Raw genomic sequence first — 22,972 nt, 5'->3', positions numbered from 1 at the left:
GCAGCCACCCTTTAAGTTCCGTCCAGTGAGGCGGGGAAGGAGGAAGCGTGTTATGACCATGCCTGCCTCGGAATCCGGCATCACCAAGCGCGTTGTTCTCGCAGCAGCAGACATAGACCGGGTACTCACGCGCATCGCCCACGAGATCCTCGAGGCGAACAAGGGCTCGCGTGATCTCGTGCTCCTCGGCATCCCCCGCAGGGGTTTCCCCCTCGCCCAGCGCCTCGCCCAGAAGATCGCGTCCGTGGATTCCTCGGTGGACCCGGACCTCATCACGGGTCAGCTCGACGTCACCATGTACCGCGACGACCTCCGCCGCAACCCCACGCGCTCGCCCCTCGCGACCCAGCTGCCGCCGTCGGGCATCGACGACAAGGTCGTGGTCCTCGTCGACGACGTCCTCTACTCGGGGCGCACCATCCGGGCGGCCCTCGATGCCCTCGCCGACCTGGGCCGACCACGCGCCGTCCGCCTGGCGGTCCTCGTGGACCGGGGGCACCGCGAGCTCCCCATCCGCGCCGACCACGTGGGCAAGAACCTCCCGACGTCGTCCCGGGAACGCGTGCGCGTGCATCTCGCGGAGATCGACCTGATCGGCGGTTCCGCCGTGAACGAGGTCGTCATCGAGGACCGCGCGTGAAGCACCTGCTCAGCACGCAGGACCTCTCCGCGAGGAACGCCCTGCGGCTGCTGGACGTCGCCGAGGAGATGGCGGCGGTGGGGGAGCGGGAGATCAAGAAGCTCCCCGCGCTGCGTGGCCGGACCGTGGTGAACCTCTTCTACGAGGACTCCACCCGCACCCGCATCTCGTTCGAGGCCGCGGCGAAGCGCCTCTCCGCGGACGTCATCAACTTCGCGGTCAAGGGATCCTCGGTGTCCAAGGGCGAGTCGCTGAAGGACACGGCGCAGACCCTGGAGGCCATGAGCGCCGACGCCGTCGTCATCCGCCATCCGGCCTCGGGCGCACCGGCGCGGCTCGCGGCGTCGGGCTGGATCGACGCCGCCGTCGTCAACGCCGGGGACGGGACGCACGAGCACCCCACCCAGGCCCTGCTCGACGCCTTCACGCTGCGCCGGCACTGGGCGGGGCTCGGGGGCATGCCCAGTGCCGGGAGCACCCTGGCCGGCATGAAGGTCCTGATCGTCGGGGACGTCCTCCACTCCCGGGTGGCGCGCTCCAACGTCTGGCTCCTGACGACGCTCGGCGCGGAGGTCCTCCTCGCCGGCCCGCCCACCCTGCTCCCGGTCGGTATCGCGTCCTGGCCCTGCACCGTGTTCTACGACCTCGACGACGCCCTCGCCCAGCGGCCCGACGCCGTGATGATGCTCCGCCTGCAGGCCGAGCGCATGAACGCCGCGTTCTTCCCCTCGACCCGCGAGTACTCACGGCGCTGGGGGTTCGACGACGGGCGGCTCGCACTGCTGGACACGATGGGCCTGGACGACACCGTGATCATGCACCCCGGGCCCATGAACCGGGGCCTCGAGATCTCCTCCGCCGCCGCGGACTCGCCCCGCTCCACCGTCCTCGCCCAGGTCCGCAACGGCGTCTCCGTGCGCATGGCCGCGCTGTACCTCCTCCTCTCGGGGGACCCGCACGACGAGCACGACGACGAGACCGACGACCCGACCGCCCTGATCCCGGAAGGCCGCACCCTGTGACCACCCGCACCACCGACCCCATCCCCTCCGCCTACCTCATCCGGGGCGCCGCCGTCCTGGGCGGCGACGTCCAGGACGTCCTCGTCCGCGACGGGGTCGTCGCCGCCGTGGGCGCCGCAGCGACGGCGGAGGCGCCGTCGGACGCCGGGACCGTCGACGCGGAGGGGCTGATCGCCCTGCCCGGCATGGTGGACCTCCACACCCACCTCCGCGAGCCCGGCCGGGAGGACGCCGAGACGGTCGAGACCGGCTCCCGCGCCGCCGCGCTCGGCGGATTCACCGCCGTGCACGCCATGGCCAACAGCTCTCCCGTGGCCGACACGGCCGGCGTCGTCGAGCAGGTGTACCGCCTCGGCCTCGCCTCCGGCTGGGTCGAGGTACGCCCGGTCGGGGCGGTGACCGCCGGCCTGGGCGGCGAGCGGCTCGCGGAACTAGGCGCCATGGCGGAATCCCGGGCGGCCGTCCGCGTCTTCTCGGACGACGGCATCTGCGTCCACGACCCCGTCCTCATGCGCCGCGCCCTCGAGTACGTCAAGGCGTTCGACGGCGTCATCGCGCAGCACGCGCAGGAACCGCGCCTCACCGAGGGCGCCCAGATGAACGAGGGCGAGGTCTCGGCCGTGCTCGGCCTGGCCGGCTGGCCGGCCGTCGCGGAGGAGAGCATCATCGCCCGCGACGTCCTGCTCACCCAGCACGTCGGCTCCCGCCTGCACGTCTGCCACGTCTCCACGGCCGGATCCGTGGAGATCATCCGGTGGGCGAAGGCCCGCGGCATCGATGTCACCGCCGAGGTCACCCCGCACCACCTGCTCCTGACCGACGAGCTCGTCCGCAGCTACGACCCGGTCTACAAGGTCAACCCGCCCCTGCGCACGTCCGACGACGTCCACGCGCTGCGCGGGGCCCTCGCCGACGGCACGATCGACGTCGTCGGCACCGATCACGCACCGCACCCGAGCGAGCACAAGGAATGCGAGTGGGCGCAGGCCGCCATGGGCATGACGGGCCTCGAGACCGCCCTGTCCGTCGTCCAGCACACCATGGTGGAGACCGGCCTGCTGGACTGGGAGGGCTTCGCCCGGGTCACCTCGACCGGCCCGGCCCGCATCGGCCGGCTCGGACACCAGGGCCGGCCGATCGCCGCGGGGGAGCCGGCGAACCTGATCCTCGTCGATCCGGCCGCGCGCTGGACCGTCGATCCGTCCACGATGGCCACCAAGGGCCGCAACAGCCCCTTCCGCGGCCTCGAACTGCCCGGCAGCGTCCGGGCCACCTTCTACGCCGGGCACCCGACCGTCCTCGACGGGCGCCTCGCCTCCCCCCGACCCGCGTCCGGAACGCCCGCCACCGAAGGGGCCGCCGCATGGAATCCCTAGGCTGGGTCGCCCTGACCCTCGGCATCATCGCCGTGATCGTCACGCTCATGGGACTCGGGTGGCGCAACCGGCTGCGTCGGCAGTCGGACGTCCCCGAGCCCCCGGAACCGTCCGCGGACCTGGGACCCGTCCTCTACGAGGCCGAGGGGCAGTACGTCGCGACGACGACGGCGGGGGACTGGCTCGACCGCATCGCGGTCCACGGGCTGGGCCTGCGCGGCAACGCCGTCGCCTCCGTCCACGAGGACGGCATCCTGATCACCCGTACGGGCGCCCGTACCGTCTTCATCCCGCGCGGCGACCTCACCTCGGTGCAGCTCGCGGGCGGCATGACGGGCAAGTTCGTCGAGAAGGAGGGGCTCGTGATCCTCACCTGGCGCCTCGGCACCCTCGGCGTGGACACCGGGTTCCGCACGCGCCACGCCGCGCACAAGGCCCAGCTCCTCGCCGCCACCGCCGCTCTCGTCCCGGTCCGCCCAGCGCCCCCGGGCACCACCCGCGCCGACACCACCGACTCCACCGACTCCACCTCCGACCGCACTCCACCGACCCCCGAAGGCAGGGAACACCTGTGAGCCACGCTCCAACAACGGCCCCGGTCCACCGACAGGCACCCGCAGTGCTCGTCCTCGAGGACGGCCGCACCTTCCGCGGCCGCGCCTACGGGGCCGAGGGCACCACGCTCGGCGAGGCGGTCTTCGCCACCGGCATGACCGGGTACCAGGAGACCATCACCGATCCGTCCTACGCCCGCCAGCTCGTCGTCCAGACGGCACCGCACATCGGCAACACCGGGGTGAACGCCGACGACGCCGAGTCGCGGCGCATCTGGGTGGCCGGGTACGTCATCCGCGACGCGGCACGCCGTCCGTCCAACTGGCGCTCCGAGCAGAGCCTCGACGACCAGCTGCGCGAGCAGGGGATCGTCGGGATCGAGGGCGTCGACACGCGCGCCGTGACCCGGCACCTCCGCGAGCGCGGCGCCATGCGCGCCGGGATCTTCTCCGGCGCGGATGCCGCCCTGCCCGCGGACCGCCTCCTCGACCAGGTGCTCGCGCAGCCGTCCATGGCGGGCTCGCGGCTCGCCGAGGAGGTCAGCATCGACGAGGCGTACGTCGTCGAACCCGCCGACCACGGCTGGACCGGCGGGACGGTGGCCACCATCGCCGCCCTGGACCTCGGCATCAAGACGATGACGCCCCGGCACTTCGCCCAGCGCGGCGTCCGCACGGTCGTCCTGCCGGCCGCCGCGACGTTCGACGACGTCCTGGCCGCCCGGCCGGACGGCGTCTTCATGTCCAACGGGCCCGGCGACCCCGCGACGGCCGACGCGCAGGTGGACCTCCTGCGGCGCGTGCTCGATGCACGCGTGCCGTTCTTCGGCATCTGCTTCGGCAACCAGATCCTCGGCCGCGCGCTCGGCTTCGGCACCTACAAGCTCCGCTACGGCCACCGGGGGATCAACCAGCCCGTCCTGGACCGCCGTACCGGCAAGGTCGAGATCACCTCCCAGAACCACGGGTTCGCCGTCGACGCGCCGCTGGACGGCCCCGTCGAGGCGCCCGCCGGCAGCTACGGGCGCGTCGAGGTCAGCCACGTGTGCCTGAACGACGACGTCGTCGAGGGACTCGCGTGCCTGGACATCCCGGCCTTCTCCGTCCAGTACCACCCCGAGGCGGCGGCCGGTCCGCACGATTCGGCGTACCTCTTCGACCGTTTCATCGACCTGATGCTGTCCCAGAAGGACCGCCCGGGCGCCCGGCCCGGCCACGGCAGCACACACCCCGGCACAACCCAGGAAGAGAACTGATGCCCCGCAGAACCGACCTCAAGAGCGTCCTCGTGATCGGCTCCGGGCCGATCGTCATCGGGCAGGCCGCCGAATTCGACTACTCGGGAACGCAGGCGCTGCGCGTCCTGCGCGAGGAGGGCCTGCGGGTCATCCTCGTGAACTCGAACCCGGCCACGATCATGACCGATCCGGAGTTCGCCGACGCGACGTACGTCGAGCCGATCACCCCGGACGTCGTCGAGAAGATCATCGCGAAGGAACGCCCGGACGCCCTGCTGCCCACCCTGGGCGGCCAGACGGCGCTGAACACGGCGATCGCCCTCGACAAGAACGGCGTCCTGGAGAAGTACGGCGTCGAGCTGATCGGCGCGAACATCGCCGCGATCGAGCTCGGCGAGGACCGCGAGAAGTTCAAGGGCGTCGTGGCGCGGTGCGGCGCGGAGTCGGCCCGGTCCTCGATCATCCACACGATCGACGAGGCCCTGGCGGCCGCCGAGGACCTCGGCTACCCGATGGTGGTCCGGCCGTCCTTCACCATGGGCGGCCTCGGCTCCGGCCTCGCGTACACCGAGCAGGACCTGCGCCGGATCGTCGGCCAGGGCCTGCAGTACAGCCCCACGAGCGAGGTCCTCCTCGAGGAGAGCATCCTCGGGTGGAAGGAGTACGAGCTCGAGATGATGCGCGACAGGAACGACAACGTCGTCGTCGTGTGCTCCATCGAGAACGTGGATCCCGTGGGCGTGCACACCGGCGACTCCATCACGGTGGCGCCGGCCCTGACACTCACCGACCGCGAGTACCAGCGGCTGCGGGACATCTCGATCGCCGTGATCCGCGAGGTCGGCGTCGACACCGGCGGCTGCAACATCCAGTTCGCCATCGAACCCGACACGGGCCGCGTCGTCGTCATCGAGATGAATCCGCGTGTCTCGCGCTCCTCCGCCCTCGCGTCGAAGGCCACCGGGTTCGCGATCGCCAAGATCGCGACGAAGCTCTCCCTCGGCTACACGCTCGACGAGATCCCCAACGACATCACCCTGAAGACCCCGGCGTCCTTCGAGCCGACCCTCGACTACGTGGTGGTCAAGGTGCCGCGGTTCGCGTTCGAGAAGTTCCCCGCCGCGGACCCCACGCTGACCACCACCATGAAGTCCGTGGGCGAGGCCATGGCGATGGGCCGCAACTTCACGGAGGCCCTGCAGAAGGCCCTCCGCTCCCTCGAGCAGAAAGGGTCGCAGCTGTCCTTCGCGCCGGTCCCCGCCGGGGACGTCGACGCCCTCGTCGAGGCGGCCCGACGCCCCACCACCGACCGGCTGTCGCAGGTGCAGCGCGCCCTGCTCGGCGGCGCCACGGTGGAGCGGCTGTACGAGGCCACGGGGATCGACCCGTGGTTCCTCGACCAGCTCGTGCTCCTCAACGAGATCGCGGAGGAGGTGCGCTCGGCGCCGAACCTGACGGAGGACGTGCTGCGGCGCGCCAAGCGGCACGGGTTCTCGGACGACCAGATCGGCTCCCTCACCTCCACGCCCGAGGCCGTGGTGCGCGGGGTGCGGCACGCGCTCGGTATCCGCCCGGTCTTCAAGACCGTGGACACCTGCGCGGCGGAGTTCGCCGCCTACACGCCCTACCACTACTCGTCCTACGACGAGGAGGACGAGGTGGCGCAGCACGAGAAGCCCTCGGTGATCATCCTCGGCTCCGGGCCCAACCGGATCGGCCAGGGCATCGAGTTCGACTACTCCTGCGTCCACGCCACGATGGCGCTGCGGGAGGCCGGCTACGAGACGGTCATGGTCAACTGCAACCCCGAGACGGTCTCCACGGACTACGACATCTCCACGCGGCTGTACTTCGAGCCGCTGACCCTCGAGGACGTCCTCGAGGTCATCGCGGCCGAGCAGCGCACCGGCGGGGTCCTCGGCGTCTTCGTCCAGCTCGGCGGACAGACGCCGCTGAAGCTCGCCCAGGAACTCGCCGACGCCGGGATCCCCATCCTCGGCACGTCCCCCGAGGCCATCGACCTCGCCGAGCACCGCGGGGCGTTCAGCCGCGTGCTCGACGCCGGCGGCCTGATCTCCCCCAAGAACGGCACCGCGGTGTCCTTCGAGGACGCGAAGAAGATCGCCGACGCCATCGGCTACCCGGTGCTGGTGCGTCCGTCCTACGTGCTCGGCGGCCGGGGCATGGAGATCGTCTACGACGAGGCGAACCTCTCGCGCTACATCGCCAACGCCACGGAGATCACCGAGGCGCACCCGGTCCTGATCGACCGCTTCCTCGAGGACGCGATCGAGATCGACGTCGACGCGCTGTACGACGGCACGGAGATGTACCTCGGCGGGATCATGGAGCACATCGAGGAGGCCGGCATCCACTCCGGCGACTCGGCGTGCGTGCTGCCGCCCATCACCCTCGGAGCCGATGTCCTGCAGCGGGTCCGGGAGGCGACGCTCGCCATCGCCGAGGGCGTCGGCGTCCGCGGACTCATCAACATCCAGTTCGCGCTGGCCTCCGACGTCCTGTACGTCCTCGAGGCGAACCCCCGCGCCTCCCGGACCGTGCCCTTCGTCTCGAAGGCCACCGGGGTGCAGCTCGCCAAGGGTGCCGCCCTGATCGGCACCGGGGTCACGGTCCCGGAGCTGCGCGAGCGCGGGCTGCTGCCGGCCACCGGCGACGGCGGCTCCCTGCCGCTGGACGCGCCGGTCTCCGTCAAGGAGGCCGTGCTGCCCTTCAGCCGCTTCCGCACCCCCGAGGGCACGGTGGTCGACTCGCTGCTGGGTCCCGAGATGCGGTCCACCGGTGAGGTGATGGGCATCGACAAGTACTTCGACACGGCCTTCGCGAAGAGCCAGGCCGCGGCGAACGCGGCCCTGCCGGTGCAGGGCAAGGTCTTCGTCTCCGTCGCCAACCGGGACAAGCGCGCCATCGTCATGCCGGTCAAGCGGCTCGTGGACCTCGGCTTCGAGATCGTGTCCACGGGCGGCACGGCGGACGTCCTGCGGCGCAACGGCATCCAGGCGACGACGGTCCGCAAGGTCGCCGAGGGTACGGGGGCCCACGGCGAGGGCACCGTCGTCGACCTCATCACCGGCGGCGGCATCGACATGATCATCAACACGCCGTCCGGCGGCCAGGCGCGCGGCGACGGCTACGAGATCCGGGCGGCCGCGACCTCCTACGGTCTCCCGGTGATCACGACGATCCCCGAGGTGGGGGCCGCCGTGCAGGCGATCGAAGCCATGCGCTCCTACGAGTGGTCGGTGACGAGCCTCCAGGAGCATGCAGCGAACCTCCGGGCGTCCACCGCGGCCCGCGATGCCTCCTGAGGCAGGCGCCGCCGCCCGCGCGCCCTTCGGGGAGCGGCTCGCGGCGGCCCGGGCGGCCCGGGGGAGCCTCTGCGTCGGCATCGACCCGCACCCCGGGCTGCTGGCGGCCTGGGGGCTGGAGGACTCCCCGGCGGGCCTCGAGCGGTTCTCCCTCACGGTGCTCGACGCCGTCGGTCCCGTCGCCGCGGCCCTCAAGCCGCAGGTCGCGCTCTACGAACGGCACGGTGCCCGCGGACTCGCGGTCCTCGAGACGCTGCTGGCCCGCGCGGCGGACGCCGGTGTCCTGACCATCGCGGACGCCAAGCGCGGTGACATCGGCTCCACCATGCGGGCCTACGCCGAGGCGTGGCTGGGGGAGGGTCGGCCGCTGGCCGCCGATGCGGTCACCCTGAACCCGTACCTGGGGTTCGAGTCGCTCCGGCCCGCCCTCGACCTCGCCGCCGCGACGGGACGCGGAGTGTTCGTCCTCGCCCTGACGTCGAATCCCGAAGGGCGCTCGGTGCAGCACGCCGGCGGTCCCGCGTCCGTGGCACGGTCCATCGCGCATGCGGCCGCCGCCGAGAACGCCGGCCCCGGACCCGGACACGTGGGACTGGTGATCGGCGCGACCATCGGCGACGCGGCGCACCGGCTGGGCCTGGATCTGCCCTCCCTCAACGGCCCCGTCCTCGCCCCCGGGGTCGGCGCCCAGGGCGCCGGGCGCCATGAGCTGGAGGCCGCGTTCGGCGCGGCCCTGCCGTTCGTGCTGCCGACCTCGAGCCGTGCGATCCTCGCCGCGGGCCCCGACGCGGCGACCCTGCGGGTGGAGGCGGAGCGCACGCGCGACGGGCTCGGATGACCGCGACGGCGCATTGATTTCGGAGGCGTACGCCCGGTAGGTTCGTTCCACCGGGCCTGCCGGGCCCCACCGACCCCGGACGACGACCAGGCGTGTCCGTCGATCCACCTGACCCAGCCACACGACGAGCGGTCGCCGCCATTCGTGGTGCCGTCCAGCGTAGGGAGCACCCTTGAGCCTGAAGCCACTGACGGACGACGAACGAACACGGGCGCGCGAGAAGGCGACGGCGGCGCGGGCGGTCCGTGCGGACATCAAGTCCCGGCTGAGGACCGGTAAGCTTTCCGTGGCGGACGTGATCGAGAATCCCGACGGCGATGACGCCGTGGGCCGCCTGAAGGTCTTCGATCTCCTCAAGGCCCTGCCCGGCGTCGGCGACGTGCGCGCGGCCGCCATCATGGCGGAGGTGGGCATCGCGGGGACCCGCCGCGTGCGCGGCCTCGGGATCCACCAGCGCAAGGCCCTCGTCACGTATCTCGAACAACACCAGTCTGGCTCGGCCAGAAAGTAAGGAAGCGGTAGTGTCACAGCCCCGGTTGACAGTCCTGGCCGGCCCGACGGCGGTCGGCAAGGGAACAGTCTCGACCTACATCCGGGACAACTATCCCGCCGTGTGGCTGTCGGTGTCGGCGACCACCCGCCCGCCGCGCCCGGGGGAGGTCGACGGCGTGCACTACTTCTTCGTCTCCCCGGACGAGTTCGACCGGCTCGTGGCCGAGGAGCAGCTGCTCGAGTGGGCCGTGGTCCACGGCCGCAACCGCTACGGCACGCTGCGCCGGACCGTCCAGGCCGCGATGGACGAGGGTCGGACCGTGCTCCTGGAGATCGACCTGCAGGGAGCACGCCAGGTGAAGGAGACCATGCCCGAGGCCAACTTCGTGTTCCTCGCGCCCCCCAGCTGGGACGAGATGGTGCGCCGGCTCGAGGGACGCGGCACCGAATCGGCCGAGGAACAGCAGCAGCGGCTGGAAACCGCTAAACTGGAACTTGCCGCCGAGCCGGAATTCAACCACACCGTCGTCAACGACACCGTGGAGCATGCGGCAGACGAGCTCGTATCACTGATGGGACTGCGTCCGCTGGAGCGCTGAAGCGCGCTGATCCGGCCGGTCCCGCCTTATTTTTTGGAGAACTCTGTGTCAACTCAGCCCGAAGGCATCATCAACCCGCCGATCGATTCTCTGCTGGAGGCCTCGGACTCGAAGTACGCCCTCGTGATCTACGGGGCCAAGCGTGCCCGCCAGATCAACGCGTACTACTCCCAGCTCCACGAAGGCCTCTTCGAATACGTCGGCCCCCTCGTCGACACCCGGCTGAACGAGAAGCCCCTCTCCATCGCCCTGCGCGAGATCAACGAGGGCATGCTGGTGTCCGCGCCCATGGAACAGTCCGAGTAGTCCCGGCAGCCCCGAGCACGGACAGCCGGTGCGCGTAGTCCTCGGTGTCGGAGGAGGGATCGCAGCCTACAAGGCCGCATCCCTCCTCCGTCTTTTCACGGAGTCGGGCCACGACGTCACGGTCGTCCCCACCGACGCCGCCACCCGCTTCGTCGGCACGGCCACCTGGGAGGCGCTCTCGGGCCACCCCGTGAGCAACAGCGTCTGGGACGACGTCGACAAGGTGAACCACGTGCGCCTCGGGCACGAAGCCGACCTCGTCGTCGTCGCGCCGGCCACCGCCGACGTCCTGGCGCGGGCCGCCGCGGGACTGGCGAACGACCTCCTGACGGGCACGCTCCTCATGGCGCGCGGCCCCGTGGTCATGGCGCCGGCGATGCACACCGAGATGTGGCAGCACGCGGCGACCCGCGCGAACGTGCGCACGCTCCGGTCGCGCGGCGTCACCGTCCTCGAGCCGGCGTCGGGGCGCCTCACCGGGTCCGACTCCGGCCCCGGCCGGCTCCCGGAACCGGCGGACATCCTCGCGGCGGCCCTGGCCGCCGCCGCACCCTCCGGGAGCGGCAGCCTGCAGGGCAAGCGTGTCACGATCTCCGCCGGCGGGACGCGCGAGGCCCTCGACCCGGTACGGTTCCTCGGGAACCGGTCCTCGGGCAAGCAGGGCATGGCGCTGGCGGAGGCGGCCCTCGCCCAGGGCGCCCACGTGACCCTCGTCCTGGCCCATGCGGAGGTCGCACCGCCCGCCGGCTGCGACGTGGTGCGCGTCGAGTCCGCCCTCCAGCTGCGCGACGCCGTCCTGGGCGCACTGCCCGCCACGGACGTGCTGGTCATGGCCGCCGCCGTCGCGGACTTCCGTCCGGCCGAGGTCACCGCCACCAAGATCAAGAAGAACGACGACGGGACGGACCCGGTCATCACCCTCGTCCGGAACCCCGACGTGCTCCGCGAGGCCGTGCTCGCCCGGGACGCCGGTGCGCAGCCGCTGGTCATCGCCGGCTTCGCGGCCGAGACGGGGGACCCCTCGGCCGATCCGCTGACGCACGCCCGCGCGAAGCTCGCCCGGAAGGGGTGCGACTTCCTGGTGCTCAACGTGGTCGGCTCGGACCGGGTGTTCGGCGAGGACACCAACGAGGTCACCATCCTCGACGCGGACGGGGGTGAATCACCCGCGGTGCAGGGCTCGAAGCGGGCTGTCGCCGACGCCGTGATCGCCCACGCCGCGCGCCTGCTGTCCCGCTGATCCCCCACGGGCCGGACTGTCCCTCCGACCAAGTAGAGTGAGCACGTGAATTCTCCCAGCATCGATTCCCCCCTGCGCCTCTTCACGTCGGAATCGGTGACCGAGGGCCATCCCGACAAGATCTGCGACCAGATCAGCGACGCCATCCTCGACGGGATGCTCGAGCAGGATCCGGATTCGCGCGTCGCGGTGGAGACCCTCGTGACCACGGGGCTCGTGCACGTCGCGGGGGAGGTCACCACCGAGGCCTACGTCGAGATCCCCCAGATCGTCCGCGAGACCATCCTCGGCATCGGCTACGACTCCTCGGCCAACGGCTTCGACGGCGCCCGCTGCGGTGTGTCGGTGTCCATCGGCCAGCAGAGCGCGGAGATCGCCTCCGGCGTCTTCACATCGCTCGAGACCCGCGAGGGCACGGGCGTCGACCCCTACGACGCCCAGGGCGCGGGGGACCAGGGCATCATGTTCGGCTACGCGAGCGACGAGACCTCCGTGCTCATGCCCGCCCCCATCTGGCTCGCGCACCGGTTGTCCGAGCGCCTCACCGCCGTCCGCAAGGACGGCACCCTCCCGTACCTCCGCCCGGACGGCAAGACCCAGGTCACCGTCGGGTACGACGGCGACCGCCCCGTCTCGATCGACTCCGTGGTCATCTCCTCCCAGCACTCCGCCGAGGTGTCCCTCGAGGAACTGCGTGCCGGTCTCGTCGAGCACGTGGTCACCCCGGTCCTGGCCGACTCCGACCTCGACGCGTCGTCGGTCCGCCACATCCTCAACCCCGGTGGCGCCTTCGTCATCGGCGGCCCCGTGGGCGACGCCGGACTGACGGGCCGCAAGATCATCGTCGACACCTACGGCGGCACGGCCCGCCACGGCGGTGGCGCCTTCAGCGGGAAGGACCCGTCGAAGGTGGACCGCTCCGCGGCCTACGCCATGCGCTGGGTCGCGAAGAACGTGGTGGCGGCCGGCCTCGCCCGCCGGGCGGAGATCCAGATCGCCTACGCCATCGGCATGGCGCAGCCGGTCGGTATCTACGTGGAGACGTTCGGCACCGAGACCGTCGATCCGCTCAGGATCGGTACGGCGATCCGCGAGGTCTTCGACCTCCGTCCGCTCGGCATCATCAACGCCCTCGATCTGAAGCGCCCCATCTACCAGCGCACCGCAGCCCACGGGCACTTCGGTCGCGAGGACGAGGGTTTCACCTGGGAGCGCATCGACCGCGTGGACAAGCTCAGGAGCTACTTCAACGCCTGACACGGGAGGGGGCGGCCGGAGCATCATGACGCACACCACCCGTGTGCCCGACGCGACGGACGGGCAGCTGTCGCTGCTGCACGGCTTCGGCGCGGCCCGGCTGCCGCAGGCCGATCCCGAGCGGGCGTCGTCGCTGCCCATCGCCCGGGTCATCCTCGACGCGCAGCTTCCCCACCTCGACCGGTTCTTCGACTACGCGGTCCCCGCCGCCATGGACGCCGAGGCGCAGCCCGGCGTCCGGGTGAAGGTGCGCTTCGCCGGGCGCGAGCACGCCGGCTTCCTCGCGGAGCGGGTCCAGGAGGCCAGTACGGCGGCGACCCTCCTTCCGCTCGCGAAGGTCGTCTCCCCCCAGCAGGTCCTCACCCCCGAGGTCCTCGCCCTGGCGACGGCGGTCGCCGCGCGCTCGGTCGGGACCGTGAGCGACGTCCTGCGGTCCGCCGTACCTCCGCGCATGGCGCGGGTCGAGGCCGAGTTCGACGACCCGGGCGGTGCCGGGGAGACCGCGCCGCAGCCTTCCGAATCCGCCACCGACGCTGCCGACCCTTCCGACCCCGCTGCCCCGGCGGGCATGCTGCCCGTCGCCGTGGGACGGCCGTCCTCCGGCAGCTTCCTGCGCTACACGAACGGGCTCTCCTACCTGCAGCACCTCCGCTCCGGGGAGTCGCCTCGCGCGGTCCTGACGAGTCTCGGCGGGTACGGTGCCACGGCCTGGCACGAGGAGATCGCCGACGCCGTCGCGGCGGCCGCGTCCGCGGACAGGGGAGCGGTCGTCGTCGTCCCCGACCAGCGGGACCTCGCCCGCGTGGAAGCCTCACTCGTGGCCCGCCTCGGGGCGTCGGCGGTGGCCCGGCTGACGGGCGAGGACGGTGCGACGCCGCGGTACCGCAACTTCCTGCGCCTCCTCCACGGGTCGGCGACCGTCGCCGTCGGCACGCGGTCCGCCGCCTACGCGCCCGTGCGGAACCTCGGGCTCGTCTGCCTGTGGGACGACGGCGACGACCAGCACGTGGAGCAGCGCGCGCCGTACCAGCACGTCCGCGACGTCCTGCTGCTGCGCGCCGAGCAGGAGGGAGCCGCGATGCTGCTCTCCTCGTTCGGCCGCACCACCGAGGCGCAGCGCCTCGTCGACACCGGCTGGGCACACGCCATCCAGGCCGACCGCAACGAGGTCCGCCGAGCGGCGCCCCGCGTCATCCACGCCGCCGACGCCTACCAGATGGAACGGGATCCGCTCGCCGCCCAGGCCCGCATCCCCCACGCCGCCTGGGCGGCGGCGCAGGCGGGGCTGAAGACCGGACCCGTCCTCCTGCAGGTCGCCCGCACGGGCTTCTCCCCGGCCCTGGCCTGCGACCGGTGCCGCCACGCCGCACGCTGCACGGTCTGCGCCGGGCCGCTGGCACAGCCCGGCCGCCACGCGCCGCCGGCCTGCCGATGGTGCGGGCGCCCGGACAACCACTGGACCTGCCCGGAGTGCGGCGGCGGCCGGATGCGCGCCACCGTCGCAGGCGCCACGCGGACGGCCGAGGAACTGGGACGCGCGTTCCCCGGCGTCCCGGTCATCTCCTCGGCAGGCGAGCACATCGTCGACGACGTCCGGGACGTGCCCGCCGTGGTCGTCGCCACCCCCGGGGCGGAACCCGTGGCCGCGGGAGGGTACGCGGCCGTCATCCTCCTCGACGGCAACGCCCTGCTCAGCCGCGAGTCGATGCGCGCCGGCGAGGACGCACTGCGCCGCTGGTTCTCCGCGGCGATCCTCGCGCGCCCCTCCACCGCGGGCGGGACCGTGGTGATCACGGGCGACGACGACGTCGCCGTCGGCCACCTCGTCCGCTGGGACCCTGCGGGCGCCGCGTCCCGCGAACTGGCCGAGCGGCACGAACTCGGACTACCACCGGGCGTCCGGTACGCGGTGCTCACGGGGACCAGGGAAGCCCTCACCCACTTCCTCGACGGGCTGGACACCGAAGGTGCCGTGCGCGTCGTCGGCCCCGCGCCGGTCCCGCCGGATGTCCGCCGGGACGCCGTGGCGGCTGCCCGGGCCCTTGCAGGCCCGAAGCGCGGCGCCGACCGGGGAGTCCCGGCCCCTGCGGAGGCGCTGGCGGGACAGGGCAGCCATCGGATGCTGCTCTTCTTCTCCTACCGGGCAGCCGCCGGCATCACGAAGCTGCTCCGGGCCCGCCGGGCGGCACTGTCCGCCAGGCGGACGGGAGACCCGGTCCACATCAGGCTCGACGCACTCGACGTGCTCTGACCCCTCGCCGGCCGGGCCGCGGAGGGCTCACCGCGCGATGCCGGTGGTCCGGGATGTCCCGGACCACCGGCATCATCCGACCTGGGCTACTTCCGGGCGGTGAAGTACGCGTTGAACGGATCCGACTCGACGCCCTTCGACTCGATGTCCCGGAAGCCGGCCTCGGCCAGCATCGCCAGTGCGCGCTGCTCACCCCACACGGTGCCGAGCCCGTCGCCGCCGAGTCCGAGCGAGACGCTCATGCAGTGGACCGTGGAGATCGCGTAGAGGTAGCTGCCCCAGGGGAGGTCGATGTTGTCCTGGACGTTGCTGGACGCCTTGATGTCCACCATCAGGAACGTGCCGCCGGGTCGCAGGGCCCGCTGGATGTTGCGGAGCACCCTCGCCGGGTGCGCCTGGTCGTGGATGGCGTCGAAGGCGGTGACGGCGTCGAAGCCGTCCTCGACGTCCAGCCGGGCGACGTCGAACAGTTCGAACCTCGCGTTCGCCACCCCCATCCGGTCGGCCTCTGCACGGGCGGTCCGGATGGCCGCTTCGGAGAAGTCGTAGCCGGTGAACCGGCTGGACGGGTAGGCCTGCGCCATCAGGTTGACCGCATGCCCGCTGCCGCAGCCGATATCGGCGACATCGATCCCGTCCCTGAGCCGTGCCGGCAACTCCGGCACCAGAGGGAGGATGCCATCCACCAGGGCGAGGTCGTGCACCGCAGCGCTGGTCTCCGCCATGTTCCGGTGGAAGTGGGGGTAGTCCTCGTAGGAGAGTCCACCGCCGCGCCGGAAGCGCTCGATGACCTTCTGCTCCATCTCGCCCATCATGGACGTGTGCTGCATCAGGATGGCCAGGTTGTTGGGACCCGCGGCGCTCGTCAGCACGGCCGCGTGCTCGCGCGGGAGCCGGTAGGTCCCGGTCTCCGGGTCGTACCGGACCACCCGGGCCGCCGTCATGCCGCCGAGCCATTCGCGGACATACCGTTCGTCGAGGTTCCCGGCGTCGGCGATCTGCTCGCTCGTGGCCGACGGCAGGTGCGCCAGTGTCTCGAAGAGCCCGGTCTGGTGTCCGATGCTCGTCAGCACGGCGATCGCCGCGTCATTGAGGATGCCCACGAAGCGTGCGGCAAGGGCGGCTGCGGCCTCGGCGTCGAACTCCTCGCCGGCGACCCCGGCTGCATCGGCTCCCGAGGTGTCGAACGTCGCGACGGACGAATCATCGAGCACTGTGCCCTGGTTGATGGTCATGATCTTCTCCCTGTGTGCGACGGGCTCCTGTCGGCCCGGTTGATACGACTCTAGGAATCCGGGCCCGGCCCGGCATCGGGTGAACGATGCGTTCTGAGCGGCGCCGCGATGGGGCGAACGATGCAGGCGGCCCACCGGGGTGCCGCCGCGTCGGCCGTCACGGACGGGGGAGGACCCCGTGGTCGTGGGCCCAGGCCGCGGCGGCCGTCCGCGAGGACGTGCCGATCTTGGCGAAGATGTTGGCGAGGTGCCGGCCGACCGTCTTCTGGCTGATGAACAGGGCGTCGGCCGCTGACTTGTTGCTGGCCCCGGCGGCGACCAGCGCGAGGACTTCCGCCTCCCGCTGGGTCAACCCGCCGGGCAGCCGTCCGCCGTCGAGCCGGAGGACGTCCGGCAGCGCACCGAGCTGGCGGTAGATCGCCAGGGCCGTCGCGGAATCCGCGGCCGCGGCTGCGGCGCCGGCCCGACCCGTGCCGCGGTGCGCCCGGGCCAGGAGCTCGTGGACTTTGGCGATCTCGTAACGGGCCTGCATCCCGCGGTACTCGCGGGCTGCGGCCTGCAGGACGGGCATCGCCTCGGCGTACCGCGCCTGGGCGACGAGGACTGCGGCCCGCGCATGACCTGCCCAGGCCCGGAGCCCTGGGGTGTCGAACACCATGGCGGTCTCCTCCAGCTGGGTGCAGAGCCGATCCGCCTCATCCCGGAGCCCCATCGTGAGGGCGATGTCGACGGCGGCCTGCAGCAGTCGTGCGCAGGCGAGCCGGTCGCGTCCGGCCAGGGACGCGCTCACGCCGGACCACGCGGCGTCCCTGTCTCCTGCTGCGTGCTGGAGCAGGGACTCACCGGGCTGGGGGTCGGTTCCCAGGCTCCGCGCCCGCCCGTAGGCGGTCCGGGCACCGGCGACGTCCCCTCGCAGCCGGCGGAGCTCGCCGAGCTGGTAGAACGCCTCGCCCGCCACCCAGTTGTTGCGGCCCACCAGCTCGGCCCCGCTTCTCTCGATCGCGTCCTCCGCGGCGTCCCAGTCCCCCTCGATGCTGGAGAGTTGCAGGCGGTGGATACGGCAGATGCCGGAGTAGACCACGTCGCCGGAGAACTGCTCGCACCACTGCTCGGTGGCGCGGGTCCACGCCCGCATCCGGTGCGGGTCGTTGACGTCGTAGCAGGCGTGGATGACGATGCAGTAGATCTCCCCGGCCCACTCCGGCGGGAGCCGGCCGGCGAGTACCGGCAGCATCGCCTCGTCCAGTTGCGCGAACCCGGCGGCGGTCCTGCCGCTGCGCAGGTCCGCCAGCCCGGCGAGCACGAGGGAGAAGGACGTGAGCGCCGGAGCGCGCAGGCGCCGTCCCAGGTCCTCCAGGCGCGCTGCGGCCTCCCTGGCCGGGCCGAGGTCGCGGACGTCGAGCGTGAGGGCGGCGTCGAGATAGAGCAGGTAGCCGTGCTCCACTCCCTCCGGGAGGTCCTGCAGGATCCGGCGGGCACGGTTCGTCCAGCCGGACGCGATGACCAGGTCGCCGCGGATGAACCAGACCAGCCCGACGTCCAGGGCCTTCCGGGCGGCGCCGAGCGCGTCCCCGCCGTCGAGCAGCCGGTGGTGGACGTGCTCGGCGATCTCCAGGGATTGCTTGACCCGCCCGGTCCACCACGCCGCCCCGCCGAGCAGGCCGAGGTCCTCGGAGGAAAGCTCCGATCGGAGCCGTGCCTGCTCCAGCTGCTGATAGGCGGCCTGCCAGTCCCCGCGCCCGTACGCCGCCCGTCCATCGGCAAGCAGCTGGTCGAATTCCTCCATGCGGACCTCCGCATCAACGGTAGCTCCGCTCCTGCCCGGCGGGAAGGTCAGCGTCCCGCCTCCGATGACCGCAGCGGGGAAGCCTGCCGGTCCCGCCGGCGGATGACGACCTCCGCCACGATCACGTTGACCGTCCATCCGGCACCCATGAGCAGGGCCCTCGGCGTCACTCCGGGCGGACTGTCGAGGACCTCCGGGACGATGAGGATCAGGGCCTGGGTGCCCGCGCCCAGGCCGATCGCGTAGGCGCGGGTCATCCACGCGCCGTGGGCCCTGATGTTCCCGCGGACCACGGCGCGGACGCCCAGGAGGAGGCTGAGGACCATCCCGGTGCCGAAGAGGAGCCGGAAGGCGAGGAGGAGCTGGCCGTCACTGGGCGGGAGCGCGGAGAAGCAGGCCAGCCACAGGCCGGTGAGCGCCGCCACCAGTCCTGCCGGGAAGAGGATCCGGCCGGCGCTCCGGTGCCAGGTCCGCCTGCCCCGCCGCAGGGACGGCAGGAACTGGAACGCCCCGAGCAGGGTGTACAGCGTGGCGCCCAGGATGTGCAGCACGACGGGCACGGGGAACTCGACGAGGCGCGCGTTCCGCTCGGTGATCTCGGCCCCGCCGGTCAGCTCGGTGAGGCGGGCGGCGCCGGCGAGCACGGGGATGAGGCCCAGCAGGATCAGCCCAGCGGGCACCAGCCACGCCCGTCGGCGCGAGGGTGTGCTCCGTAGCCCGGTCGCGGTCTCGTCGGCTTGCCGGGTTCTCGTCATGGCCGTCCTGCCCTTCTCTGCTGCCCTCCGGGAATGCCCGGGCGGTAGCGGTGGACTGCCGACCCGGCGTAGAGTGTACGGCGTACACTTCATGGGCATCACCCTAGGTGTACGTTGTACACCCGTCAAGGGCTGAGCGGTCGGGAACGGGGGATGGTCGATGATGGCAGGACGCGGGACGTCGCGCACGCGGTTGAGCAGGAACGCGGTCCTCGGCGCCGCCGTCGCCCTCGCGGACGAGCAGGGCGTGGGCGGGCTGAGCATGCGGACCCTCGCCGAGGACCTGGGGGTGGTCCCGATGGCGCTCTACAAGCACGTCTCCAGCAAGGAGGACCTGCTCGACGGCATGGTGGACATGATCGTGGCCGAGATCGATCCGCCGCTCGAGGGGCAGGGGTGGAAGACCACCGTCCGCAGCAGGGTCCTCTCGGCCCGGACCGTGCTGCAGCGCCACCGCTGGGCACGCCAGGTCCTCGAGACCCGGACCACCAGGACCCCCGCCGTGCTCGCCTACACCGACTCGTTCATCGGCATGTTCCTCGACCGCGGGTTCTCGGTCGATCTCACGCACCATGTCATGCATGCGCTGGGCAGCCGGATGTGGGGCTTCACCCAGGAACTCTTCGACGCACCCGGACCTGCGGCCGGCCCGTCGGTCGCGGAGGACGCGCGGGTCGGTACCGCGTCCGGCTCGGCACAGCCCGATGCGGCCCAGCTCGCGGAGCTGGCGCGCCGGTTCCCGAACGTCCTCCGGATCGCGATGGCCTCGGCGCACGACGACGGCGTGGTCGGGCGCGGGTGCGATGACCAGTACGAGTTCGAGTTCGCCCTCGACCTGCTGCTGGACGGCATCGAGGGCCTCCATGCCCGCGGCTGGACGTCGGCGCGGACGTAGTGCATGGTTCCCGCCGGTCAGGGCGCGAGCCGCCAGCCCTCCGAATCGACGTCGACCACGAGCGGCGGTCGGCCCTGCAGTCCGCGGCGGCGGAGGGCGAGCGCGATGGCCTCGGCCGGTGCCGTGATGAGGAACGTCTCGCCCCGGAACCGGTCGGCGGTCTCCTCGACGACGCCCGCTACGTCGCAGGGATCCGCGAGCTCGAAGCGATCGGCGATCCTGCGGCGGCCCAGCCAGGGTGGCGGCTCGGCGCCCAGGCCGAGCAGGATCGCCGTGGCGGGGCACTGCAGGTCCGTCATGGACCGATCCTTTCGGGCGCCGTGCCCGCTGACGTGCGGGACGGCAGGCGGATCGGCCGGGCCCGTCGTCGCGTGAACTCCTCGACGGCGCGGCGGCAGGCGTCCCGGAGCTGGTCGGCGGATTCCGCCCACGAGTACGTCGCCGCCCGCTCGAGCCCCGCCCGGGAGGCCTCGGCCCAGCGGCCGGGCTCGTCGAGGGACAGGACGGCGTCCGCGAGCGCCCCGGGATCGTCGGGGTCGACGAAGAGTGCTGCCGTCCCGCCGACCTCGCGGAAGATCGGGAGGTCACTGGCGATCACGGGCGTACCGGCCGCCATCGCCTCGATGAGCGGCAGGCCGTAGCCCTCGGCCCTGGAGAGGGTCACGAGCGCCGTGGAATCGGCGAGCAGATCCTCGTACTCGGCGTCGGTCACGCCGTCGTGGAAGACCACGCGCCCCGCCGCGGGCACGAGTGCCTCGAGCTCCGCCCGGCGTGCGGGCGAGATCCTGCTCAGCAGGTGCAGCGTGTGCCCGGGGAGGGTATGCATGGCGCGGACGATCGTCTCGACGTTCTTGTAGGGCATGAAGGATCCCATGTAGAGCAGCGACGCCGACCGCGGTGCCTCGGGGTCGCGACGCCGCAGCGTCGGCTGGGGTGCGTTGCCCACGAGCAGGACGGGCCGGCGGGTCAGCCGGTGGCGGTGCATCAGCTCCGCCGTCGTCGCGGAGATCGTGGCGACGACGTCCGCACGGTCCAGCAGGAGCCGCTGGGGCCAGTACGCCAGGTGGTAGAGCCGCCACAGGGCGCGGACGGGCAGCGGCAGGAAGGACGGCGGCGTCGGGTTCTGGTAGTAGATCAGGTCGTGCAGCGTGAGCACCAGGGGATACCTGCGGCCCCAGGATCCCATGGTCTGCATCGGGCAGACGACGACGTCGGGCTCCAGCCGGTTGAGGCGTGCGGCGACGAACAGCTCGGCGGGGGAGAGCGGGCTGTTGATCAGGACGTGCGGGACCTCCGGGAGGAGGGCGAGCTGGCGGCGGTCGCTGATGAGCATCACGACGTCGTCGGTCGCGGCGAGCGCGGCGATCAGGCTCGCCCCGTACCGGCTGATGCCGTCGTGGTGGTCGGTGCGGGTGAAGCGCGCGTCGAACAGGATCCTCATGCGGGCACGGCCTCCAGGAATCTCCCGATCAGGAGCGCCGCCTCGCGCGGCTTCTCGTAGTGGACGAGGTGGCCGACGGCGGGGAGGATCTCCAGGGTCGCCGCCGGCATCAGCGCTGCGAGGTCCCGCTGGCTCTCCACCGACCCGATGTCGTCCTCCGCCGCCGCGACGAGCAGGACCGGAAGCTCCAGGGCGCTCGCGCGGTCCCGGACGGTCCCGGAGATGGAGGCGCGGAAGGCCTCGAGCACCACCCGCCGGCTGGCGAAGGAGCTGAAGTACGCGCGGTGCTGGCCGTGGATCCAGCGGCGGAGCGCCCGGTCCTTCGTCTTGGCCATGAAGACGCTCATGCCGCGGACGATCACGGGATTCGAGAGCAGGGCCCGGCCCGCGGCCTCGGGCAGCCGGTCCGCTGCCACGTAGTAGGCCTCCGCGACACGGGAGGCGATGCGGCTCGGGCCCTCGAGGGCGGGAGCGCTGATGGGGTTGACCAGCACCAGGGCCGCTGCGAGGTCCGGGGCGAGCGCCACGGCCTCCGCCGCGACGATCGAGCCGAACGAGTGCCCGAGTAGCACGCGGGGTCCCGGGACGAGGAGCCGTGTGCAGTCGGTGATGAACCGCGCGTAGGTGCCGACGTCGTGCGTGCCGGGCAGTTCCTGGCCCTGGCCGAAGCCGGGCAGGTCCGGCAGGAGGACGCGGTGGCCGGGCAGTTCCTCCACGAGGCGCAGCAGTCCGTGGTGGTCGCCGCGGAATCCGTGCACCATGACCAGCGGCGGTCCCGGCAGGACGCCGGGCTCCTCGATCGCCGGGAAGTCCCAGATCCGCTGGAGGGTTCCCTCCCATGCCAGGGTGCGGACGACCGCCCGCCGCATCAGTTCACCCTGTCGGGGTGCGACCCGAAGCGCTGGTCGCGCTCGAGCGCGTCGAGTGCCGCGACCTGGCCGTCGTCGAGCCCGAACCCGAAGATGTCCAGGTTGGAGCTGATCCGCTCGCGTGAACTGGCCTTCGGGATGGTCAGGATGCCGTGCTGCAGGTGCCACCGCAGGATCACCTGCGCGGGCGTCCGTCCGAGTTCCGCCGCGATCCGTCCGATGACGGGGTCGCCGAGGACGTTGCCGCGCCCGAGCGGGCTCCAGGCCTGCGTCGCGATCCCGTGCTGATCGTGGAAGGAGCGGAGTGCACGCTGCTGAAGGTACGGGTGCAGCTCGATCTGGTTGAGGACCGGGACCACCCCGGTCTCGGCGAGCAGGCGCTCGAGGTGGTCTTGCTGGAAGTTGGAGACGCCGACGGACCGAACGCGCCCGTCGGCCCGGAGCCGCTCGAGGGCCCGCCAGGACTCGACGTACAGGTCCCTGGACGGGCAGGGCCAGTGGATGAGGTACAGGTCGAGGTACTCGAGGCCCAGCAGCCGCAGGCTCGCGTCGAAGGCGCGCAGGGTGGCATCGTACCCGTGGTCCTCGTTCCACACCTTGGAGGTGATGAAGAGGTCCTCGCGCTCGCCGGAGTAGGCCTGCGCGGCGGCGCCGACGCCGGACTCGTTGCCGTACAGGGCCGCCGTGTCGAGGAGGCGGTACCCCGCCGCGAGCGCCGTCGAGCAGAGGTCCCCGGTGTCCTCGGGCGGCACCTTGTAGACGCCGTACCCGATCACGTCGATCGAGTGGCCGTCGGCGAGCGGCGCGCGGGGAACGGAGGAGTCCATGGGTGAACTCTACCGAGACCGCCGG

The 22,972-nt window shown here is 72.0% G+C and carries 20 protein-coding genes and 1 pseudogene; 14 read left to right on the top strand and 7 right to left on the bottom strand.

Annotated features, from left to right (window positions below):
• The first annotated feature begins 58 nt into the window (after positions 1 to 58).
• From pyrR to AC4D2F_RS02820, 13 genes and pseudogenes are all read left to right on the top strand, one after another.
• Positions 59 to 640, top strand: coding sequence for a bifunctional pyr operon transcriptional regulator/uracil phosphoribosyltransferase PyrR (pyrR, locus tag AC4D2F_RS02880; RefSeq protein WP_490910511.1), 582 nt, complete (start codon positions 59 to 61; stop codon positions 638 to 640).
• Positions 637 to 1,662, top strand: coding sequence for an aspartate carbamoyltransferase catalytic subunit (locus tag AC4D2F_RS02875; protein WP_490909425.1), 1,026 nt, complete (start codon positions 637 to 639; stop codon positions 1,660 to 1,662). The genes pyrR and AC4D2F_RS02875 overlap by 4 nt, the downstream gene beginning before the upstream one ends.
• Positions 1,659 to 3,038, top strand: a complete 1,380-nt coding sequence (locus AC4D2F_RS02870; RefSeq protein ID WP_490909424.1) for a dihydroorotase — start codon at positions 1,659 to 1,661, stop codon at positions 3,036 to 3,038. The genes AC4D2F_RS02875 and AC4D2F_RS02870 overlap by 4 nt, the downstream gene beginning before the upstream one ends.
• Positions 3,026 to 3,613: a PH-like domain-containing protein gene (locus AC4D2F_RS02865; RefSeq protein WP_490909423.1), complete on the top strand. Its 588-nt coding sequence runs from the start codon at positions 3,026 to 3,028 to the stop codon at positions 3,611 to 3,613. The genes AC4D2F_RS02870 and AC4D2F_RS02865 overlap by 13 nt, the downstream gene beginning before the upstream one ends.
• The gene (carA, locus tag AC4D2F_RS02860; protein WP_490909422.1) at positions 3,610 to 4,848 is read left to right on the top strand and encodes a glutamine-hydrolyzing carbamoyl-phosphate synthase small subunit; all 1,239 of its coding nucleotides are present in this window, start codon (positions 3,610 to 3,612) and stop codon (positions 4,846 to 4,848) included. Before AC4D2F_RS02865 ends, carA begins: the two co-directional genes overlap by 4 nt.
• Positions 4,848 to 8,156: a carbamoyl-phosphate synthase large subunit gene (gene carB, locus AC4D2F_RS02855; protein ID WP_490909421.1), complete on the top strand. Its 3,309-nt coding sequence runs from the start codon at positions 4,848 to 4,850 to the stop codon at positions 8,154 to 8,156. The genes carA and carB overlap by 1 nt, the downstream gene beginning before the upstream one ends.
• Positions 8,146 to 8,994: an orotidine-5'-phosphate decarboxylase gene (gene pyrF / locus AC4D2F_RS02850; protein WP_490909420.1), complete on the top strand. Its 849-nt coding sequence runs from the start codon at positions 8,146 to 8,148 to the stop codon at positions 8,992 to 8,994. The genes carB and pyrF overlap by 11 nt, the downstream gene beginning before the upstream one ends.
• Before the next feature lie 172 nt (positions 8,995 to 9,166).
• On the top strand, positions 9,167 to 9,505 hold the full coding sequence (gene mihF, locus AC4D2F_RS02845) for an integration host factor, actinobacterial type (protein WP_043445530.1): 339 nt from the start codon (positions 9,167 to 9,169) through the stop codon (positions 9,503 to 9,505).
• 10 nt (positions 9,506 to 9,515) lie between these two features.
• Positions 9,516 to 10,085 carry a guanylate kinase gene (gmk, locus tag AC4D2F_RS02840; protein ID WP_181033535.1) on the top strand — a complete coding sequence of 190 codons (570 nt, stop codon included), beginning with the start codon at positions 9,516 to 9,518 and terminating at the stop codon, positions 10,083 to 10,085.
• A gap of 45 nt (positions 10,086 to 10,130) precedes the next feature.
• Positions 10,131 to 10,391, top strand: coding sequence for a DNA-directed RNA polymerase subunit omega (rpoZ, locus tag AC4D2F_RS02835; protein WP_104119687.1), 261 nt, complete (start codon positions 10,131 to 10,133; stop codon positions 10,389 to 10,391).
• A 25-nt stretch (positions 10,392 to 10,416) separates the two neighbouring features.
• Positions 10,417 to 11,631 (top strand): annotated as a pseudogene (coaBC, locus tag AC4D2F_RS02830) (bifunctional phosphopantothenoylcysteine decarboxylase/phosphopantothenate--cysteine ligase CoaBC); the annotation flags it as partial.
• Positions 11,632 to 11,676: 45 nt separating this feature from the next.
• Entirely contained in the window at positions 11,677 to 12,888 is a 1,212-nt protein-coding gene (gene metK / locus AC4D2F_RS02825; RefSeq protein WP_104165167.1) for a methionine adenosyltransferase, read from the top strand.
• Between the two features lie 25 nt (positions 12,889 to 12,913).
• The gene (locus AC4D2F_RS02820; RefSeq protein WP_490909419.1) at positions 12,914 to 15,139 is read left to right on the top strand and encodes a primosomal protein N' family DNA-binding protein; all 2,226 of its coding nucleotides are present in this window, start codon (positions 12,914 to 12,916) and stop codon (positions 15,137 to 15,139) included.
• An 86-nt stretch (positions 15,140 to 15,225) separates the two neighbouring features.
• Here the strand turns inward: AC4D2F_RS02820 and AC4D2F_RS02815 are convergent, their stop codons facing one another.
• The 3 genes from AC4D2F_RS02815 to AC4D2F_RS02805 form a co-directional block, all read right to left on the bottom strand.
• Positions 15,226 to 16,374: a class I SAM-dependent methyltransferase gene (locus tag AC4D2F_RS02815; RefSeq protein ID WP_490909418.1), complete on the bottom strand. Its 1,149-nt coding sequence runs from the start codon at positions 16,372 to 16,374 to the stop codon at positions 15,226 to 15,228.
• Positions 16,375 to 16,531: 157 nt separating this feature from the next.
• Positions 16,532 to 18,160, bottom strand: a complete 1,629-nt coding sequence (locus AC4D2F_RS02810; RefSeq protein ID WP_490909417.1) for a LuxR C-terminal-related transcriptional regulator — start codon at positions 18,158 to 18,160, stop codon at positions 16,532 to 16,534.
• A gap of 47 nt (positions 18,161 to 18,207) precedes the next feature.
• Complete coding sequence (locus AC4D2F_RS02805) at positions 18,208 to 18,915, bottom strand: DUF2306 domain-containing protein (RefSeq protein WP_490909416.1); 708 nt, start codon at positions 18,913 to 18,915, stop codon at positions 18,208 to 18,210.
• A gap of 163 nt (positions 18,916 to 19,078) precedes the next feature.
• Between AC4D2F_RS02805 and AC4D2F_RS02800 the strand changes: the two genes are divergently transcribed.
• Positions 19,079 to 19,810 (top strand): TetR/AcrR family transcriptional regulator, encoded by a 732-nt coding sequence (locus AC4D2F_RS02800; protein WP_490910510.1) that lies wholly within the window; start codon positions 19,079 to 19,081, stop codon positions 19,808 to 19,810.
• Positions 19,811 to 19,827: 17 nt separating this feature from the next.
• On the opposite strand, the gene AC4D2F_RS02795 is transcribed toward AC4D2F_RS02800, so the two are convergent.
• Genes AC4D2F_RS02795 through AC4D2F_RS02780 form a run of 4 tightly spaced genes read right to left on the bottom strand, consistent with a single transcriptional unit; the run spans position 19,828 to position 22,947 of the window.
• Complete coding sequence (locus AC4D2F_RS02795; RefSeq protein WP_490909415.1) at positions 19,828 to 20,109, bottom strand: hypothetical protein; 282 nt, start codon at positions 20,107 to 20,109, stop codon at positions 19,828 to 19,830.
• Positions 20,106 to 21,251: a glycosyltransferase family 4 protein gene (locus AC4D2F_RS02790; RefSeq protein ID WP_490909414.1), complete on the bottom strand. Its 1,146-nt coding sequence runs from the start codon at positions 21,249 to 21,251 to the stop codon at positions 20,106 to 20,108. The genes AC4D2F_RS02795 and AC4D2F_RS02790 overlap by 4 nt, the downstream gene beginning before the upstream one ends.
• On the bottom strand, positions 21,248 to 22,120 hold the full coding sequence (locus AC4D2F_RS02785) for an alpha/beta fold hydrolase (protein WP_490909413.1): 873 nt from the start codon (positions 22,118 to 22,120) through the stop codon (positions 21,248 to 21,250). The genes AC4D2F_RS02790 and AC4D2F_RS02785 overlap by 4 nt, the downstream gene beginning before the upstream one ends.
• Positions 22,120 to 22,947 (bottom strand): aldo/keto reductase, encoded by an 828-nt coding sequence (locus AC4D2F_RS02780; protein WP_490909412.1) that lies wholly within the window; start codon positions 22,945 to 22,947, stop codon positions 22,120 to 22,122. The genes AC4D2F_RS02785 and AC4D2F_RS02780 overlap by 1 nt, the downstream gene beginning before the upstream one ends.
• Positions 22,948 to 22,972: the final 25 nt, after the last annotated feature.

This window comes from Arthrobacter sp. TJ-263 (assembly GCF_058269155.1).
The sequence above is the reverse complement of the archived record's forward strand: the minus strand, read 5'-3'. Positions and strand labels throughout refer to the sequence as shown.

What these genes read in the sequence shown, in the direction of transcription:
- AC4D2F_RS02805 (WP_490909416.1), bottom strand. Translation starts at nt 18,915, where the DNA reads ATGACGAGAACCCGGCAAGCCGACGAGACCGCGACCGGGCTACGGAGC.
- AC4D2F_RS02795 (WP_490909415.1), bottom strand. Translation starts at nt 20,109, where the DNA reads ATGACGGACCTGCAGTGCCCCGCCACGGCGATCCTGCTCGGCCTGGGC.
- pyrF (WP_490909420.1), top strand. Translation starts at nt 8,146, where the DNA reads ATGCCTCCTGAGGCAGGCGCCGCCGCCCGCGCGCCCTTCGGGGAGCGG.
- AC4D2F_RS02865 (WP_490909423.1), top strand. Translation starts at nt 3,026, where the DNA reads ATGGAATCCCTAGGCTGGGTCGCCCTGACCCTCGGCATCATCGCCGTG.
- AC4D2F_RS02815 (WP_490909418.1), bottom strand. Translation starts at nt 16,374, where the DNA reads ATGACCATCAACCAGGGCACAGTGCTCGATGATTCGTCCGTCGCGACG.
- AC4D2F_RS02820 (WP_490909419.1), top strand. Translation starts at nt 12,914, where the DNA reads ATGACGCACACCACCCGTGTGCCCGACGCGACGGACGGGCAGCTGTCG.
- pyrR (WP_490910511.1), top strand. Translation starts at nt 59, where the DNA reads ATGCCTGCCTCGGAATCCGGCATCACCAAGCGCGTTGTTCTCGCAGCA.
- AC4D2F_RS02785 (WP_490909413.1), bottom strand. Translation starts at nt 22,120, where the DNA reads ATGCGGCGGGCGGTCGTCCGCACCCTGGCATGGGAGGGAACCCTCCAG.
- carB (WP_490909421.1), top strand. Translation starts at nt 4,848, where the DNA reads ATGCCCCGCAGAACCGACCTCAAGAGCGTCCTCGTGATCGGCTCCGGG.
- AC4D2F_RS02780 (WP_490909412.1), bottom strand. Translation starts at nt 22,947, where the DNA reads ATGGACTCCTCCGTTCCCCGCGCGCCGCTCGCCGACGGCCACTCGATC.
- AC4D2F_RS02800 (WP_490910510.1), top strand. Translation starts at nt 19,079, where the DNA reads ATGGCAGGACGCGGGACGTCGCGCACGCGGTTGAGCAGGAACGCGGTC.
- AC4D2F_RS02810 (WP_490909417.1), bottom strand. Translation starts at nt 18,160, where the DNA reads ATGGAGGAATTCGACCAGCTGCTTGCCGATGGACGGGCGGCGTACGGG.
- AC4D2F_RS02790 (WP_490909414.1), bottom strand. Translation starts at nt 21,251, where the DNA reads ATGAGGATCCTGTTCGACGCGCGCTTCACCCGCACCGACCACCACGAC.